This is a genomic window from Bacillus thuringiensis (assembly GCF_022095615.2).
Taxonomy (GTDB): domain Bacteria; phylum Bacillota; class Bacilli; order Bacillales; family Bacillaceae_G; genus Bacillus_A; species Bacillus_A cereus_AG.
Genome location: NZ_CP155559.1, coordinates 3,151,799 through 3,166,682 on the forward strand (window position 1 = coordinate 3,151,799; position 14,884 = coordinate 3,166,682).

Here is a 14,884-nt window from a genome sequence, read left to right on the forward strand (position 1 = left end):
ATCTTTAAAATCCCCCATTAACTAGCTCTTTTATCGAGTTCAGTTTTGCAGAAAGCTCAATAAACCATTCTTCATCTCCTGTTAATAACGCAAGGTCTATAAGATAAAGGATTTGCTCCTTATTGATTACCTTTGATTCAGGGAGTTTGTTAACGTGTTTACTAAAGAGTAAAATCGCTTCGTTTATTGTGTACTTGTCGTCACGTTTCACAATACTAACTGTAACCACATCTTCCACTTCATCAAGTGATACAATGTAACCAACTATGAATTCACCCTCATTTGATATTCCACGAACCCAATCTCCCACTTTTAAAACATGATTATTATTTGACATCATACTTTTTCACCTTCTTATAAATATTTTTTGTGACGATAAAAGAGATATAAAAACCAACTCAAACTGTAATGTTTTTTATTACATTTAGATATTAAGAACTCCACGGCTATATAGCGATTAAGCCGCTTAACGTTCTTGATTGATAAGATCAACAACTTCTTTCATTGTATAATTCTTTAAATATTCACCTAGATGTTCTTCCGCACCTAAGAAAATAGCAAAAAGAACTTTTCGCATATTCGAACCTACAATACACTGGTCATTTGACTCTGGACATTTAGGTTGCAGAGCACCTTCTGAAGTTATTTGATAAATATGCCAAAGGTTCACTTCACCTAAATCTTGAGCAAAAATAAAACCTCCACCAGTTCCCTCTTTTGATTGTATAAACTTATGTTTTTTTAACAAACTTAGCACTTTACGAATACGTACTGGATGAACACCTGCACTTTCTGAAATGGCACTACTTGTTGACATCCGGTCTGGCTGTAAAGCTAAATAAGTTAAACTGTGAATGGCCAAGGTAAAGTCACTGTTCATTGTTTTCCTCCTACGATAAAAAATATGATTTCTCGCTTAGTAACATACTGTAGCCATAAATATTACAGATAGGTTGGTCGAATGTTAAAATATATATAAATAATTCTTACCATAAAAAATAAATTCCTTTATATTTTATCCGAACTCGCCTATATTCCATAACTTCATTTAGCTTTTTAAGTTAAAAATTCATTTAAAGACTCCATTGTTTCTTCACTTGTTCTTCTGCCAATTGTTTAATTTTTGTCCATATCGTATCTTTGCTTACAATAACATTTGTTTGATAATTTCTATCGTTATAATTAACTGTTACGCATACTTCTATCACCTTCTGTTTCCTCCTTTCAAAAAATTTCTCTTTCATACTATTTCTTATTAATTAGCCAACTTTTGCAGTTCAATATTTAAGAATGTTCGAACGCTACGTGGTAAAAATTTACGAATTTCTTCATCATTAAAACCAATCTGTAATCTTTTCTCGTCCAGCATAATTGGGCGACGCAACATTAGCGGATGCTCAATTATTAATTTATAAAATTCATTCAGCGAAAGCTCATCTATATTTATATTTAAGTCTTGAAAAGTTTTGGATCTAGTTGAAATAATTTCAGTAGCACCCTCTTCAGTTAAACGAAGAATGGATTTAAGTTCATCCACTGTCATAGAATTGGATACGATATTTTTTTCAGTATAATCAATTTGATTCTCTTCAAGCCATGCTTTTGCTTTTCGGCATGAACTACAGCTTGCTGTCGTATATAAAATCACCATATTTCACTCACTCCTTTAATTTTCTTTATGAAACGTACATGTTAAATATCGGTTATTGAAATGTATTAAAAAAGGTTACAGTTCAAAAACAAATACACGTAATATTATTTATTCGGCAATGTTTCGTTTATTTCTACTATTCGTTTCTTTTCATGCTTCTTTTATAAAATTATTGAAACTCCATGTTACAGACGATGACCACTCACTTTTAAAAATCTTACTGTAATTTTAAACATTACAGTAAGATTAATCAACTGTTAAGTCTTGGAGTAATGAATCATTTTTTGTGTGAATTTCCCCATAGCGTTATAGCGAACCAATTTCCAATGCACTTCAAAATACATTTTATTCATTTCTTGCTTACATGTGCTATTATGAAATATATTTAGCATAATAAATAGTACGCACTTTAAAGTATTATAGGCACTAAAAAGAAATAATTTTAGTATGTGAATCCAAAACTATAATCTAAATTTATCAAAGGAGTTTTTTATGAAGACATATAATATTCCTGTCGAAGCAACTTTAGAAGTTATTGGTGGAAAGTGGAAAGTCGTTATCCTTTGCCATTTAAAGAAAGGAACAAAAAGAACGAGCGAATTAAAACGTTTAATGCCTGGTATTACTCAAAAAATGTTAACACAACAATTACGTGAATTAGAAGAAGATGATGTAATTCAAAGAAAAGTATATGATCAAGTACCACCGAAAGTAGAGTATTCTTTAACTAATTACGGTTCGTCTTTAGGAGCCATACTCGATTCCCTCTGCACTTGGGGCGAAGTTCATCTTGAAAAAAACGGAAACACATCCATGCTTATTACAGCCGATGAATAATAACCATTCCTATTATAACTATATTGAAGACAAAAAATAGGTCGAGGCATTACTTGCCCCAACCTATTTTTTATGCCTCTTTATAACTTTTTGCGGTAATGACTGTTTCGAATTCAAAAGTTTCCGGCAAATGATCGGCGTAAGAGTACTCAAAAGTGCGTCCATCCGTTAAGTAGGCTACTTGTTCCACTCTCATTAGGAAATCTTGATTTGTTAAGTTCATACACTGCTTTTCTTTATCATCTGGGCGAATTCCTTTGACCCTAACAACGGATGTTCCCACTTCAAGACCTAGTTTATTTTGAATGTGCGAGTAGATCGACTCCTCTAAAACCGAAGCTTCAACACCTGGGATGACCGAAATAGGCATCCATGTATGTTCCATAATCGTTGGGATACTGTGAATGATACGGAGGCGAATGATTTTATATACAAAATCCCCTACTGAAATGCCCAATTTTTCAGCAATGATTTCCTCGGCTCCGACAATCGTAAACTCGATAATTTTACTTTCTACCTCGCTGCCATAAACAGCTTTCGTACCTGTTAAAGTTTGAATCATTCGTGCCTTTTCCTGCTGACGCCAATCTTGAACGACTGTTCCACTTCCGCGCCGGCGGATGATGTATCCGTCTCTAACTAACAAATCCAGCGCTTTTTTAATAGTAAGAGCTGAAACCCCAAATTCTTCAGCAAGGACGGGGCTACTTGGAATTTTTTCGTTAATTTTATATTCACCGTCTAAAATTTGCTGTTTAATTTTTTGATAAATGCCGAGGTATTTTACTTGTGTTGATCCGCTTGCCATTTCCATACCTCCTTTAAGCTGTATTCCCTCTTCTATTCATTCAAATGTAAAGCCTCAAGTTTGTAAACTGAAGGTGATGGAGCAGCAAATCCATTTTCCAAGATTTCAATATTCGTTACTGCTTCTTCGTCTTTCACAAGCTTTGGTGCACCATTTACGATTGTTTCATATGCTGCATCATAGAAACGACCGTAATCACCAAGCGGCGTTTTAATTTGTTTTTCAATCCAATCACCATTTGCATTGCGATATTTAGCAATTCCATAATACATCGGTGAATCTTCACCAAATCCTGCACTCTCAGGCATAATACCTGCTTTCAAATCATTCTCTTGCTGATCTTCACCATATTTAATAAATGATCCGTTTGTTCCATGAACGATAAAACGTGGATAATCTTTCGCTACAACATGGTTCGTTTTTAGTTTAATTTTCAGCTGATTTCCGTAATGTAGACCAACATCGAAATAGTTATCAACCGCACCTTCCTCTTCATTATTGCGAATATCGTATGTCACCGTATCTGGACGGCCAAATAGTGAAATCATGCGGTCCATCGTATGAATACCTAAACTATAAAATGAACCTTCTTCTTTTGGACCTTCGTGAGTGATTGAACCAGGACGGAAGTAATCAATATGTGATTCAACCTCAACAATATCACCAAGAAATCCTTGTTCAACAACTTGCTTCACCGCTAAAAAATCACCATCAAAACGACGGTTTTGATAAGGCATAACTACTACACCTTTTTCTCGGCCTAAAGCTAATAATTCTTTAGCATGTTCTACTGTATCGCAAAATGGTTTTTCAACGATAACTGATTTTCCAGCAAGTATAACTTTTTTTGCTAATTCGTAATGCGTATGTGCTGGCGTACAGACCGTCACCACTTGAATTTCTTTATCATTCAACAATTCATCCAAATTAGTAGTAAAACTAACACCTTTTTCCTCATACGAAGCCGCTAATTCTTCATGAATTTGGCGAGCAAAAATCGTTTTTACTTTTATATTTTTACGTGCATTTACATAAGGTAAATGATAGCGGTTAGCTGATTTTCCAAATCCAATAAAGCCCATTGTTAATGTCATATTCTTCAACTTCCTTGCTCATAAAATTTCGTTTCTATTTTTATTATATATTTTTATTATTAAAAGTATATAGTTTTGTTTTTAAATATATATACTAAATAAAAAAGTCAGGATACAAATCATTTCGATTTTCATCCCGACTTTTTACTTTAAGTTATGGATTTATAAATTTAAACATTGTTTAAGAGCTATTAGATCACACTCTTATTCATACATATAAGAACGTGTCATCGGAATTGTATCGTTAATACCTTTTGTAAATACAAATTGATGTAAATCAATATTACCTGTAAAGAACGAAGCTGCACATGCATTTAAATATAAGCGCCACATACGAATGAATCGCTCATCTTTCGTTTTGCGAACTTCCTCCAGTACGTTTTCAAAATTTTGAGCCCAATGTTGTAATGTTTTCCCGTAATGTCTACGTAAGCTTTCCACATCAACAATGAAAAATTGTTCGTTTGTCATGTTCGTGATTAATTCATTAACAGCAGGAACATATCCACCAGGGAATATATACTTTTCAATCCAACCATTCGTAGCACCACCATTGGCTGGAGAAGTAATACAATGAAGTAGAGAAATCCCACCATCATTTAGTAGTGTATTCACTGTTTCAAAGTATTGCGTAATGTTGTCTTTTCCTACATGTTCAATCATACCTACACTAACAATTTTATCAAATTTACGATTCTTAATATCGCGGTAATCAAGTAAAGATACTTCAACTAAATCCGTAAGTCCCTCTTGTTTAATTCGCTCGGAAGTCTTAGCATATTGTTCCTCACTTAACGTTACTCCCATAGCCTTCACACCGTACTGCTTAGCGGCAGCTGTAATGAGCTCACCCCACCCGCAACCAATATCTAATAACGTATCACCTTTTTGAAGGTTCAACTTTTTCAAAATATGATTCACTTTATTATGCTGGGCTATCGTTAAAGAATCTTGCTCATTTTGGAAATATGCACAAGAATATGTCATTGTTTCATCAAGCCATAATTTATAGAAATCGTTCCCAATATCGTAATGATGAGCAATATCATCTTTATTTTTTTGTTTTGAGAAATTCCATTTACTTTTGAAATATTGCAACTTACTATCACCTAAAAAGCTATCCTGCCTTCTATAAATAGATTGAATTGCTTTTTCAAGATTACCCTCTATTTCAAGGTCCCCATTCATATATGCTTCGCCGAATGCAATAGAAGGATCCTTAGCTATCTCTTTTTTTGAAAGCGGCTTATGGAATGTTACATGAAATTGAGGTTCTCCTTCGCCATATTGTATTGTTTCTCCATTCCAAAGTGTAATTTGAACTGGATCTGAAAAAAGATTTTTAAGTATTTTTTTATAAAAAATTTCTTCAACCATATAGACATCTCCTACTAAAGAAATTGAACAAAAAACTATACTAGTTAATAAGTCTTTTTGAACATAGCTTAAAATCATTACGACTTCTTGCTACGAGTGTCATTATAAAACGGTTATATTATGAAGCATAGTACGTACTTTAAAGTGATGAAGGCACTTTTAAGTACCTATTAAAACTTTAATCAATTATTCATCACAGCTAAAACAGTTGTTAATATGGTATAGATCCTTACTTTTACTTTCTAAATTTTTATACTAAAAAACACCACCTCTTCATTAGGTAGTGTTTTCAATATTACATATAGAGATTTCACTTAACTTTACTATTTTTTCTATCTATGCATCGTTCTCCCCATACGGTCAATTGATTTAATACATTTTGCAAAGACCACCCATAATCAGTTAAGGAGTATTCTACTCGGGGCGGAATTTCTTTATAGATTTCACGTGTAATCACACCATCATCTTCCAGCTCACGTAATTGTTGCGTCAACATTCTAACTGAAATTTCAGGAATTAGACGCTGCAACTCGCTCGTTCGCTTCGTTCCTTTCGTTAAGTGACATAAAATGACAACCTTCCATTTTCCCCCGATGATTTCTAAAGTTGCTTCTATCGGTATATTATATTGTTTCACGCAATCTCCCTCCTTCTTTCTAAATTTCTTCTCTATTGTTACGTAAAAATAACTAATTTTCTATACGGCACATTTTAGTTCCTACAGCACAAAAAAGTACCTATATTACAAAAAAGTAATTATGCTGCTTAAAAATCTCCCTCTATACAAAAAGAAAAAACGAACGTATTCTCGTTCGTTTTTTTCTTGTTTATTCTGCTGCTGTAATGAGCAAAGACGTGTTGCCATTCTTTTCAAGATGATTTTCTCCCCAGTTACAAAGAGTATCAAGTATAGAGTCTAATGAATGACCGTAATCCGTTAAGGAATACTCTACTTTTAGCGGCACTTGATTATACACTTTTCTCTCGATTACACCATCTTCTTCTAATTCACGTAATTGCTGTGTTAACATCTTTTGTGTAATACCAGACATTAATTGTTTTAATTCGCACGTTCTCTTTTTGTCTTTCTTTAAATGACAAAGGATAACGACTTTCCACTTCCCACCGATAACCTCTAAAGTCGCCTCTACAGGAATATTGTATGTTTTCATATAAAAATCTCCTTTAATAATGTTATAAGGCAATTAAGCTAAATATTTAAATATTACTTTTAAGTATCTATAGCACCTTAAAGTACGTACTTTTTATTGTATTAAATATGTTTCATAATAGCATACGTAAACAGCAGATGAGTAGTACGGCACTAAAAAGTACCTGTATTACTTTTTAGTATCTATATTACTTTAAAGTACGTACTTTTCATTATGTAAAATACATTTCATAATAGCATTTGTAAGAGTTGAGTAAGTCATGCAGTATTAGAAATTACCCATGTTACCTTTTAGTGCTAACGTACTTTTTTAACTGTTTATATACTTTTATCATGCCTTTTGTCAGACGATGAAATGACATATATTGATTTTCACAATCATTAATTAATTTTCAAATACATTTTAGGAGGATATCTATAATGAGTAAATTACTAAAAGAAAAAATCGGTTTTGGTACAGCACCACTAGGAAATATGTACCGTAATATCCCAGAAGAAGAAGCAATCGCTACAGTGGATGCTGCTTGGGAGAATGGCGTTCGTTACTTTGATACAGCTCCCCTTTATGGATCTGGCTTAGCGGAGATTCGTCTTGGCGAAGCACTATCAAACAGAAATCGTGATGATTACTTTTTAAGCACAAAAGTAGGTCGAACGATTTCAGATGAACTAGAAGATCCATCTGCACGTGATTTAGGTGAAAAAGGCGGACTGTTTGAATTTGGTCGTAAAAATAAAATGATCAATGATTATAGCGCAGATGCAACACTTCGTTCTATCGAGCAAAGTTTGAAACGTCTAAAAACAGATCGTCTAGACTTTGTTTTCATTCATGATTTAGCACAAGACTTTTATGGTGATGAGTGGATTTCACAATTTGAAATTGCTCGAACAGGAGCATTCCGTGCACTCACACGTTTACGTGAAGAAGGAGTCATTAAAGGCTGGGGACTAGGAGTAAACAAAGTAGAATCAATTGAACTTATGCTTGATTTAGAAGAAGCGAAGCCAAATATATCCTTACTAGCTGGTCGTTATTCATTACTAGACCACGAGCGTGCATTGCAACGAGTAATGCCTGCAGCTGTTAAGCATAATATGGATATTGTTGTTGGTGGCCCATATAGCTCAGGTATTCTCGCTGGAGGTGCTCACTTCGAATATCAAAAAGCATCACCAGAAATTATTGCAAAAGTTGAGAAAATCCAAACTCTTGCAGATCGTCACGAAATTAGCATCAAAGCTGCAGCATTACAATTTTCACTAGCGAATCCAGCAGTTGCTGCTGTTGTTCCTGGTGCAAGTAAACCGGAACGAATTGTAGAAGATCAAAACGCCTTAAACACAGTAATTCCAGCAACATTCTGGGAAGAAATGCGCGAACAAAAACTAGTAGCACCTCATGCACCACTACCTATCAATGTGAAATAAAGTGAAACTTTAATCAGTGGGAGTATCCCCCACTGATTATTTTCCCGCAAATAGCGAGTTAAAAAGGAGCATAATAAATATGGCACATACTACTACATCTATGACAATTTTCGCTTCAACTGAACAAGTATGGCAATTAATCGGAGGATTCAACTCCCTTCCAGACTGGTTACCTTATATACCTAGCAGTAAATTAACTGAAGGCGGTCGTGTACGTCACCTAGCTAATCCAGATGGTGATACGATTATAGAACGCTTAGAAGTATTCAATGAGAAAGAACTCTACTACACGTATTCAATTATGAATGCACCATTCCCAGTCACTAATTATCTATCTACAATCCAGGTGAAAGATGGGACTGAAAGTAACACATCGTTAGTAGAGTGGTCTGGTACGTTCACGCCTGTTGAGGTTAGTGATGAAGAGGCAATTAATCTGTTTCATGGCATCTACAGCGATGGACTGAAAGCATTGCAACAAGCATTTCTAGACTGACTACTAAAAACAATGAAAAGCAAAGTGATATCGCTTTGCTTTTTTCTATCTGCTCTTTTTGGGGGGCATGAAATTATATCGACGATTTTTCAAATATATCGATCACAACTTGAAATATATCAAGGATTTTTTCATTATATCCACTTACCGACGAATAACGACATTTCAATACTATAAAAACAGCAAAGCATCCAGTGCTTTGCTGTTTATCAAATTACTTTTTACGTATGAAATAACTTACCTTCTACCGCCTTAATATATCTTTCAGCAGAACGTTCCACTGCCTCATTTGCATTCTCTTTTACTACGCGATGAAAAGCGTTATATAAACGATTAAACTGTAACGGCTTCACTCGATTCACCATTTCTTCCACTTTTCTCGCCGGTAATGGAATTAAGTTTGGATAGCTGTACATAAAGCTTACCCATCGCTCATCCGCTACAACTTGAATAATATCACCTGTTAACAAAATTCCTTTTCCATCATTACCTTCTTCCCAATGTAAGACAGATCCTCCTTTAAAATGGCCTCCTAAACGATAAATGACCAATCCATCAGCTAATTGTAAAGACTCACCAGACCAATAAATAATACGACTACTCGGGCGCATGACCCACTCTTTATCATCTTCGTGTATATAAATTGGTACATCAAATGTCTCTGCCCATTCTACTTGCGTTGAATAATAATGAGGATGAGACAATGCAATTGCATCTAATCCGCCAAGCTCTTTTATTTTCGCAATTGTCATTTCATCTAAATAAGTAATGCAGTCCCATAGTAATCGATATGATTCTGTTTTCACTACAAATGCCGTTTGACCGATCGCAAACCCTGGTTTTGTCGTAATACTATAAAGTCCATTTTCCTCTTTGATTATTTCATTTTTGTATGTATCATCTGTTTGCAAGTTTTCTAAAGTCGTCCAAGACTGCCCTTTCGGATTAACATATTGCCTTTCTTCATCACAAATATGACAACTCACCGGTTCCTCTACACTCGCTGCATACTGTACGCCGCACGTTGTACAAACGAAATTTTTCATAATAATTCCCCCATCCCTATATTTTTATTAAGCTGATTTTTGTTGATAGTGATCTAATTTTTTATTTTCAATTACTAAACCTATTAGAGTCAGTAAGTAGACAGCTGTAACTGACAATGGAATTACAGTAAATCCATTGTCTGCAAAAAGAAACCCGCAAACTGACGTTACGAATACAGTCCCTACTGACAATACACCATAACTTTTACTCTCATAAATCCATACGTACGGTACAAAATGAACACCTATTAACATCGCTACTACAAAAGGTAACCACTCTGGAAATTGAAAATATGCAAGTAATACAAACGGAATATTTAATACATTTATCCCACCAATTATTCCAGCTAAAGTCCCTAGCGGATTTCCTTTCGCAAACATATCAATTTTCAATATGGCAGCTACCATTAAGCCGAAAGGAAACACACATCCCATACCGATTAAATATACCCACACAACTTGCTTTTCTGAAAGAAGAACACCCGCTATACTCGCTACAATCCAAAATAAAATACCAGCTATTATAACAGGAAATCCCCTCTTCGTTTTTTGCGCTAAATCTCTTTTTGCTTCTGAAATGTTCATTTCACTATCTCCCCCAAACTATCTGTACTATAAAGCCGGCTCAATTTTGTCCATCCAATAACGCCAAGCTACTAAATAATGTTCTAAATCTTTCGGGTGGTGTCTTACACATGCATCTATACGTAAATATAAGCCTATGACTATTTCTTCATATAAATCACGGTCTTTTTTATGAACTACACATTGTTCCATCGCATAATCAATTGTTTCTTTTGTTAAGTCTTCCGGGGTTGAACAGAACGCATAAATTAAATCGTATATAGGATCTCCTAGCACCGGTAAGGGATCAATTACACCGTGCAGTTTATTCTCTTGAAATATAAAATTATGAAATCCGAAATCACCATGCAATAAAAATGGCTGATTTATTCCAGTCCCCCTACTTGGACTATTTGCTAACTTAAGAACCCTTCTATACTCTTCCTCACTTATGTAACGTCTTACATTTTCATGAGCTTCCATCACATTTGTCGTTAAAAATTCATGCCAAGATTGAACCTGACTTTCTTTCCATCCCCAGCCACCTGCCTCTGGAACAATTTTATACTTATTGATAACTTCTTTTACAAGTGTATGAAGCGTACGTCGTTTATGTCCTTGTCCGCACGAAGTACTACCTTCAAGAAAAGAATACACAATATACGTATGTAAAGGTTCCTTATACAAAAGCTTTGAAAACAAAGTATTTCCCTCATAAAAAGAAAGAAAATTAGCTTCTTCACGTATTACTTCCGCTTCATTCAGCTTTACAGCATATTTTTCGTCCAACAAATATACAGTACTTGTCGTTCCTCCGTTCAACGCTTTTACGCTATTTGGATAATGTGAAATCACTTTCTCCTTAACTAGTTGTGCAGCGATTATTGAAATGTCCATTCCCTCACCCTTTATTTCCGAAGATTCCCTTAATTCAAAAGACAACTTTACTATTATTTGACAAACGAATAGGAAACACCTTCCAAAATCATAATATAACAAAAATTCATTTACTTTTATATTTCAAAAATAAGGAAACACTAACAACAACGTTACATACATATAGGAGGACAATATGAAACCTGAATTTTTAAAAGCTGTATATGATGCAATCGGAAATGTCGAACATATTCATATAGAAGAAAGTGGTGCAGACAGTTTAATTATTCATCATGATGATGCCCAGCAATTAAAACAAGTTGCTGAAACGTTAGAAAATAATAATTTCCGCTCCGCTTTAAGAACAACTGGAGATGCTTCATATATTGAAGTATTGAACAGATAATGAAAGTCCGGATGTATGCCGGACTTTCTTTTTTATCCCGCTATTCGCCGGGCAGTAAGAGCCCGATTGGTGTGGGCTAATAATCAGTGGGGATGAACAAAACCCCCACTGATTAAAGTTTCACTTTATATTAAAAATTCAAACTCTTTCACATATACCGCTGTTCCAGCAATATCTATTTGTAACTTCTCATTTTCTACATTTTTCGTTACATATACCGTTACACGGCCATCTTTATTCATTTCCTGTCCTTGTTCAACAATTAACTCTATTTTCTGGTCGAAACCTTTCTCCAAATACGTCGCATAATATGCCCCCATTACACCTGAAGCTGTTCCTGTCACTGGATCTTCAATCGTTCCAGCATTAGCTGATGAGAAATGACGTCCATGCATTTGTACCTTTTCGTCATAAGTTTCTAGACAAACTGGGTGAATAGAAGCATTAGGTATTTCTTTTAATACTGAGGGAAATACATCATTATTAGGTTTCATACTCTCACATGCATTAAGATTTTTAATCGGTACAATTAACGTCCAGTTCCCCGTACTTCCATATACAATCGGTAAACTTACATCTAAATCGTTTACGTTCAAACCAACACTATTAGCTAATTCTTCTTTTGAACCGGTAAATTCTTTAAACTGAGGTGCTGCCTGCCTCATTTTAATAAAGGTTTCTCCATTTTCTTTTACATCTATTTTTATCGGTAAAATCCCGGCCTTCGTTTCAATCGTAAGGTTATTTTTCTCTTCTAGTAACCCTTTTTCACGCAAGGCAAATATTGTTGCAACTGTCCCATGACCACATAAATCCATTTCAAAACCAGGTGTAAAGTAGCGCATTCTTATATCCGCTACTTCTGAAGAAAGAACAAAAGACGTTTCGTTAAATCCAACTTTTTCAGCAATACGTTGCATTTCTTCTTCCGTTAATCCATCTGCATTTAATACAATACCTGCTGGATTCCCCATACTTGGTTTATTTGTAAATGCATCGTAATGAAATACGTTTATAGTCTTCATTCTCTTTTCCTCTAACTTTCTTTAAAAATTTTATAATAAAGCTCTATCTCCGTTTTCAACGAACAATTATTTCTCCAAAATATCCTCTGCATCTTTTCATTTGAAGTATGTGTGCCTCCGATGTAATAAGTGGCCCCCATTTCCTCTAACATATGCAACGATTGAAGATGCAGCTGGGAAGCAATTCCTTTCCCGCGACAATAAGGCATTACCCCAAAATAAAATAACCGTCCTTCCCCTTCTGTTCCAGTTTCTATATGCGGTATGGACATACCAATCGGCTCATTTTTATCATAAAAAACAATACATGACTTTTCCCAGCCCTTACCTAACTCTGTTTGCACTGAATAAAAATGCTCATCGATAGTTAAAATTGAAGTTTGATTCCCTGAACCCGACATACATCGTTCCCAAATATATTTAAATTCTTTTTCCGATAACGTTCCTTCTGCTATTGATCGATATGTATATTGTCTTTCAAGCTCTTCTATATTGTTCAATTCTCTACATACTTCTATCTTTGCGGCATACAAAGAAAAACCGGCATCAAGTAACACTTTTGCACTTGAGTTATAACTACTAAACCTCTTGTTTAATACAATACTCGCTCTTTTTAGCTCCCAATTAAAACAAACCTCTTCAAATCTACTTATCTTTTCTTTATATGTTTGTACGTTATAAAAAACATCTTCTATCTCTTCAATCGTTACTGCATTTGGTAAACCATTTAATATTTTTTTCGAAGGACCAAATAAATTTTGAACTACTGTAAGATCGTACTTCACCACTTTATTTCCCCCACACCCGGCTCAATAAACTTCCCTGAAGCACCCTCATTTGAATCCATTACCCAATCATATATATTTTTTGCTCCTTCAGCCGGAGTCATATTCGCATCAAAAGCACCAATGTCAGTCTTTAATTTCCCAGGGTGAATGGCAGTTACACGAATTCCTTTATCCTCAAACTCTTGTTGTAAGCAGAGCGTTAACATATTTTGTGCAGCTTTAGCAATTCGATATGAATATGAGAACTGACCTTGCGGAAACTCTTTGTTCGCCATTTTATGTAATGATCCTAATCGAGAAGATACATTTATTACTCTCGGATGATCCGATTTCGCTAACGCTACATATGTACCTTTTACAGCTCGAATTACACCTAAGCAATGAATATTAAATAAGTCCGTTAACTCTTCTGAATTTGTATGTAAAACCTTCGTCTCCTTTCCAGTAATTCCTGCGTTATTTATAACTAGATCCATATACTGTGTATGTTGATCTAGTTGTTTCTTAATTTGTTCCGTACTCTCATCACTCGATAAGTCTGCCAATATAGGAAAACATCTACAACTAAACATTTGCTTCAATTGTGTTACCGCAACCTCAGTTCTAACTAGCGGATAAACAGTATGCCTATTCTCATGAAATACTTTGACTAACTGTAACCCTAAACCGCGATTTCCACCTGTAATTAGAACTCTCATATATCCATCTCCTTATTTTTAAAATAAATAAGAAAATCCATCCACTTACCATTCTCTAATGAAAACGCCTCTCTCTTGCATTCAAAAGAAAAACCTGCTCTTTCCGCAAGACGAACGGATGGCTCATTATCAACACGTATATGTAATTCAATTCTATGAAAATGAAGACTATTAAAAAATAACGATAACGCGTTTTTCACACTTTCAACACCATATCCATTTTTCCAGTATTGATTATGTATGGAATACCCCATCATCGCCCATTGATAATCTATACGTAAAATTTTTATTAGCTCTAGCTTTCCAATATTAGCTCCGTCTTCTTTACGAAAAATACCTAATACATACATCTCATCTCGATGTGCTGCTTCATCAAAACCTCTTATCCATTCCGTGAACCATTCTTTTGTTGAAGACGACATGTCATGATAACCATCATCGTATTTATATTGAGATGGCAGTCTCTTATTAAATCCATCTAACCAACTTTCATAATCATCTTTTTGGAACGGACGGATCATAAGTCTCTCTGTTTCTACTTCTAATAATGGTAGCTTCATTTGCCTCTCATCCTCGAATTATTAATCGAATATTCTTTATTATCTTACACAAAATA

Annotated in this window: 20 protein-coding genes; 4 read left to right on the top strand and 16 right to left on the bottom strand. The window is 34.7% G+C overall.

Annotated elements, in window-relative coordinates; translation table 11 throughout:
• Positions 1 to 4: 4 nt before the first annotated feature.
• From KZZ19_RS16370 to spxA, 4 genes are all read right to left on the bottom strand, one after another.
• Positions 5 to 340, bottom strand: coding sequence for an IDEAL domain-containing protein (locus KZZ19_RS16370; RefSeq protein ID WP_088097114.1), 336 nt, complete (start codon positions 338 to 340; stop codon positions 5 to 7).
• A gap of 126 nt (positions 341 to 466) precedes the next feature.
• Entirely contained in the window at positions 467 to 880 is a 414-nt protein-coding gene (saiR, locus tag KZZ19_RS16375) for an Rrf2-family transcriptional regulator SaiR (protein WP_237980801.1), read from the bottom strand.
• Between the two features lie 193 nt (positions 881 to 1,073).
• A complete protein-coding gene (locus KZZ19_RS16380) occupies positions 1,074 to 1,208 on the bottom strand; it encodes a BA3454 family stress response protein (protein WP_000573531.1) in 135 nt (44 codons plus the stop codon).
• Between the two features lie 47 nt (positions 1,209 to 1,255).
• Positions 1,256 to 1,651, bottom strand: a complete 396-nt coding sequence (spxA, locus tag KZZ19_RS16385) for a transcriptional regulator SpxA (RefSeq protein ID WP_237980800.1) — start codon at positions 1,649 to 1,651, stop codon at positions 1,256 to 1,258.
• A gap of 492 nt (positions 1,652 to 2,143) precedes the next feature.
• On the opposite strand from spxA, the gene KZZ19_RS16390 reads away from it, so the two are divergent.
• Complete coding sequence (locus KZZ19_RS16390; RefSeq protein ID WP_071711655.1) at positions 2,144 to 2,488, top strand: winged helix-turn-helix transcriptional regulator; 345 nt, start codon at positions 2,144 to 2,146, stop codon at positions 2,486 to 2,488.
• Between the two features lie 70 nt (positions 2,489 to 2,558).
• Here the strand turns inward: KZZ19_RS16390 and KZZ19_RS16395 are convergent, their stop codons facing one another.
• The 5 genes from KZZ19_RS16395 to KZZ19_RS16415 all read right to left on the bottom strand — a co-directional run bounded on the left by KZZ19_RS16395 (position 2,559) and on the right by KZZ19_RS16415 (position 6,939).
• On the bottom strand, positions 2,559 to 3,296 hold the full coding sequence (locus KZZ19_RS16395) for a GntR family transcriptional regulator (RefSeq protein ID WP_237980799.1): 738 nt from the start codon (positions 3,294 to 3,296) through the stop codon (positions 2,559 to 2,561).
• A 32-nt stretch (positions 3,297 to 3,328) separates the two neighbouring features.
• Positions 3,329 to 4,390, bottom strand: coding sequence for an oxidoreductase (locus KZZ19_RS16400; RefSeq protein ID WP_237980798.1), 1,062 nt, complete (start codon positions 4,388 to 4,390; stop codon positions 3,329 to 3,331).
• A 204-nt stretch (positions 4,391 to 4,594) separates the two neighbouring features.
• On the bottom strand, positions 4,595 to 5,767 hold the full coding sequence (locus tag KZZ19_RS16405; protein WP_237980797.1) for a cyclopropane-fatty-acyl-phospholipid synthase: 1,173 nt from the start codon (positions 5,765 to 5,767) through the stop codon (positions 4,595 to 4,597).
• 310 nt (positions 5,768 to 6,077) lie between these two features.
• Positions 6,078 to 6,404 carry a winged helix-turn-helix transcriptional regulator gene (locus tag KZZ19_RS16410; RefSeq protein ID WP_000816333.1) on the bottom strand — a complete coding sequence of 109 codons (327 nt, stop codon included), beginning with the start codon at positions 6,402 to 6,404 and terminating at the stop codon, positions 6,078 to 6,080.
• Between the two features lie 190 nt (positions 6,405 to 6,594).
• On the bottom strand, positions 6,595 to 6,939 hold the full coding sequence (locus tag KZZ19_RS16415) for a winged helix-turn-helix transcriptional regulator (RefSeq protein ID WP_237980796.1): 345 nt from the start codon (positions 6,937 to 6,939) through the stop codon (positions 6,595 to 6,597).
• Between the two features lie 419 nt (positions 6,940 to 7,358).
• Between KZZ19_RS16415 and KZZ19_RS16420 the strand changes: the two genes are divergently transcribed.
• The gene (locus tag KZZ19_RS16420; RefSeq protein ID WP_237980795.1) at positions 7,359 to 8,369 is read left to right on the top strand and encodes an aldo/keto reductase; all 1,011 of its coding nucleotides are present in this window, start codon (positions 7,359 to 7,361) and stop codon (positions 8,367 to 8,369) included.
• Positions 8,370 to 8,448: 79 nt separating this feature from the next.
• The gene (locus KZZ19_RS16425; RefSeq protein ID WP_098344205.1) at positions 8,449 to 8,865 is read left to right on the top strand and encodes an SRPBCC family protein; all 417 of its coding nucleotides are present in this window, start codon (positions 8,449 to 8,451) and stop codon (positions 8,863 to 8,865) included.
• Between the two features lie 221 nt (positions 8,866 to 9,086).
• On the opposite strand, the gene KZZ19_RS16430 is transcribed toward KZZ19_RS16425, so the two are convergent.
• Genes KZZ19_RS16430 through KZZ19_RS16440 form a run of 3 tightly spaced genes read right to left on the bottom strand, consistent with a single transcriptional unit; the run spans position 9,087 to position 11,372 of the window.
• Positions 9,087 to 9,911, bottom strand: coding sequence for a hypothetical protein (locus KZZ19_RS16430; protein ID WP_237980794.1), 825 nt, complete (start codon positions 9,909 to 9,911; stop codon positions 9,087 to 9,089).
• A 27-nt stretch (positions 9,912 to 9,938) separates the two neighbouring features.
• Positions 9,939 to 10,496: a DUF7010 family protein gene (locus tag KZZ19_RS16435; protein WP_088097125.1), complete on the bottom strand. Its 558-nt coding sequence runs from the start codon at positions 10,494 to 10,496 to the stop codon at positions 9,939 to 9,941.
• Positions 10,497 to 10,523: 27 nt separating this feature from the next.
• Positions 10,524 to 11,372 (bottom strand): phosphotransferase family protein, encoded by an 849-nt coding sequence (locus tag KZZ19_RS16440; RefSeq protein WP_237980793.1) that lies wholly within the window; start codon positions 11,370 to 11,372, stop codon positions 10,524 to 10,526.
• A gap of 175 nt (positions 11,373 to 11,547) precedes the next feature.
• Between KZZ19_RS16440 and KZZ19_RS16445 the strand changes: the two genes are divergently transcribed.
• Entirely contained in the window at positions 11,548 to 11,757 is a 210-nt protein-coding gene (locus tag KZZ19_RS16445; protein WP_237980792.1) for a hypothetical protein, read from the top strand.
• 125 nt (positions 11,758 to 11,882) lie between these two features.
• On the opposite strand, the gene KZZ19_RS16450 is transcribed toward KZZ19_RS16445, so the two are convergent.
• From KZZ19_RS16450 to KZZ19_RS16465, 4 genes are read right to left on the bottom strand one after another with little or no spacing between them, the layout of a single operon-like run.
• Positions 11,883 to 12,782, bottom strand: coding sequence for a PhzF family phenazine biosynthesis isomerase (locus KZZ19_RS16450; protein ID WP_237980791.1), 900 nt, complete (start codon positions 12,780 to 12,782; stop codon positions 11,883 to 11,885).
• Positions 12,783 to 12,793: 11 nt separating this feature from the next.
• Positions 12,794 to 13,567 carry a GNAT family N-acetyltransferase gene (locus tag KZZ19_RS16455; protein ID WP_098344210.1) on the bottom strand — a complete coding sequence of 258 codons (774 nt, stop codon included), beginning with the start codon at positions 13,565 to 13,567 and terminating at the stop codon, positions 12,794 to 12,796.
• A complete protein-coding gene (locus tag KZZ19_RS16460) occupies positions 13,564 to 14,268 on the bottom strand; it encodes an SDR family NAD(P)-dependent oxidoreductase (protein WP_237980790.1) in 705 nt (234 codons plus the stop codon). The genes KZZ19_RS16455 and KZZ19_RS16460 overlap by 4 nt, the downstream gene beginning before the upstream one ends.
• Positions 14,265 to 14,828, bottom strand: coding sequence for a GNAT family N-acetyltransferase (locus tag KZZ19_RS16465; RefSeq protein ID WP_088097131.1), 564 nt, complete (start codon positions 14,826 to 14,828; stop codon positions 14,265 to 14,267). The genes KZZ19_RS16460 and KZZ19_RS16465 overlap by 4 nt, the downstream gene beginning before the upstream one ends.
• Between the last annotated feature and the right edge of the window lie 56 nt (positions 14,829 to 14,884).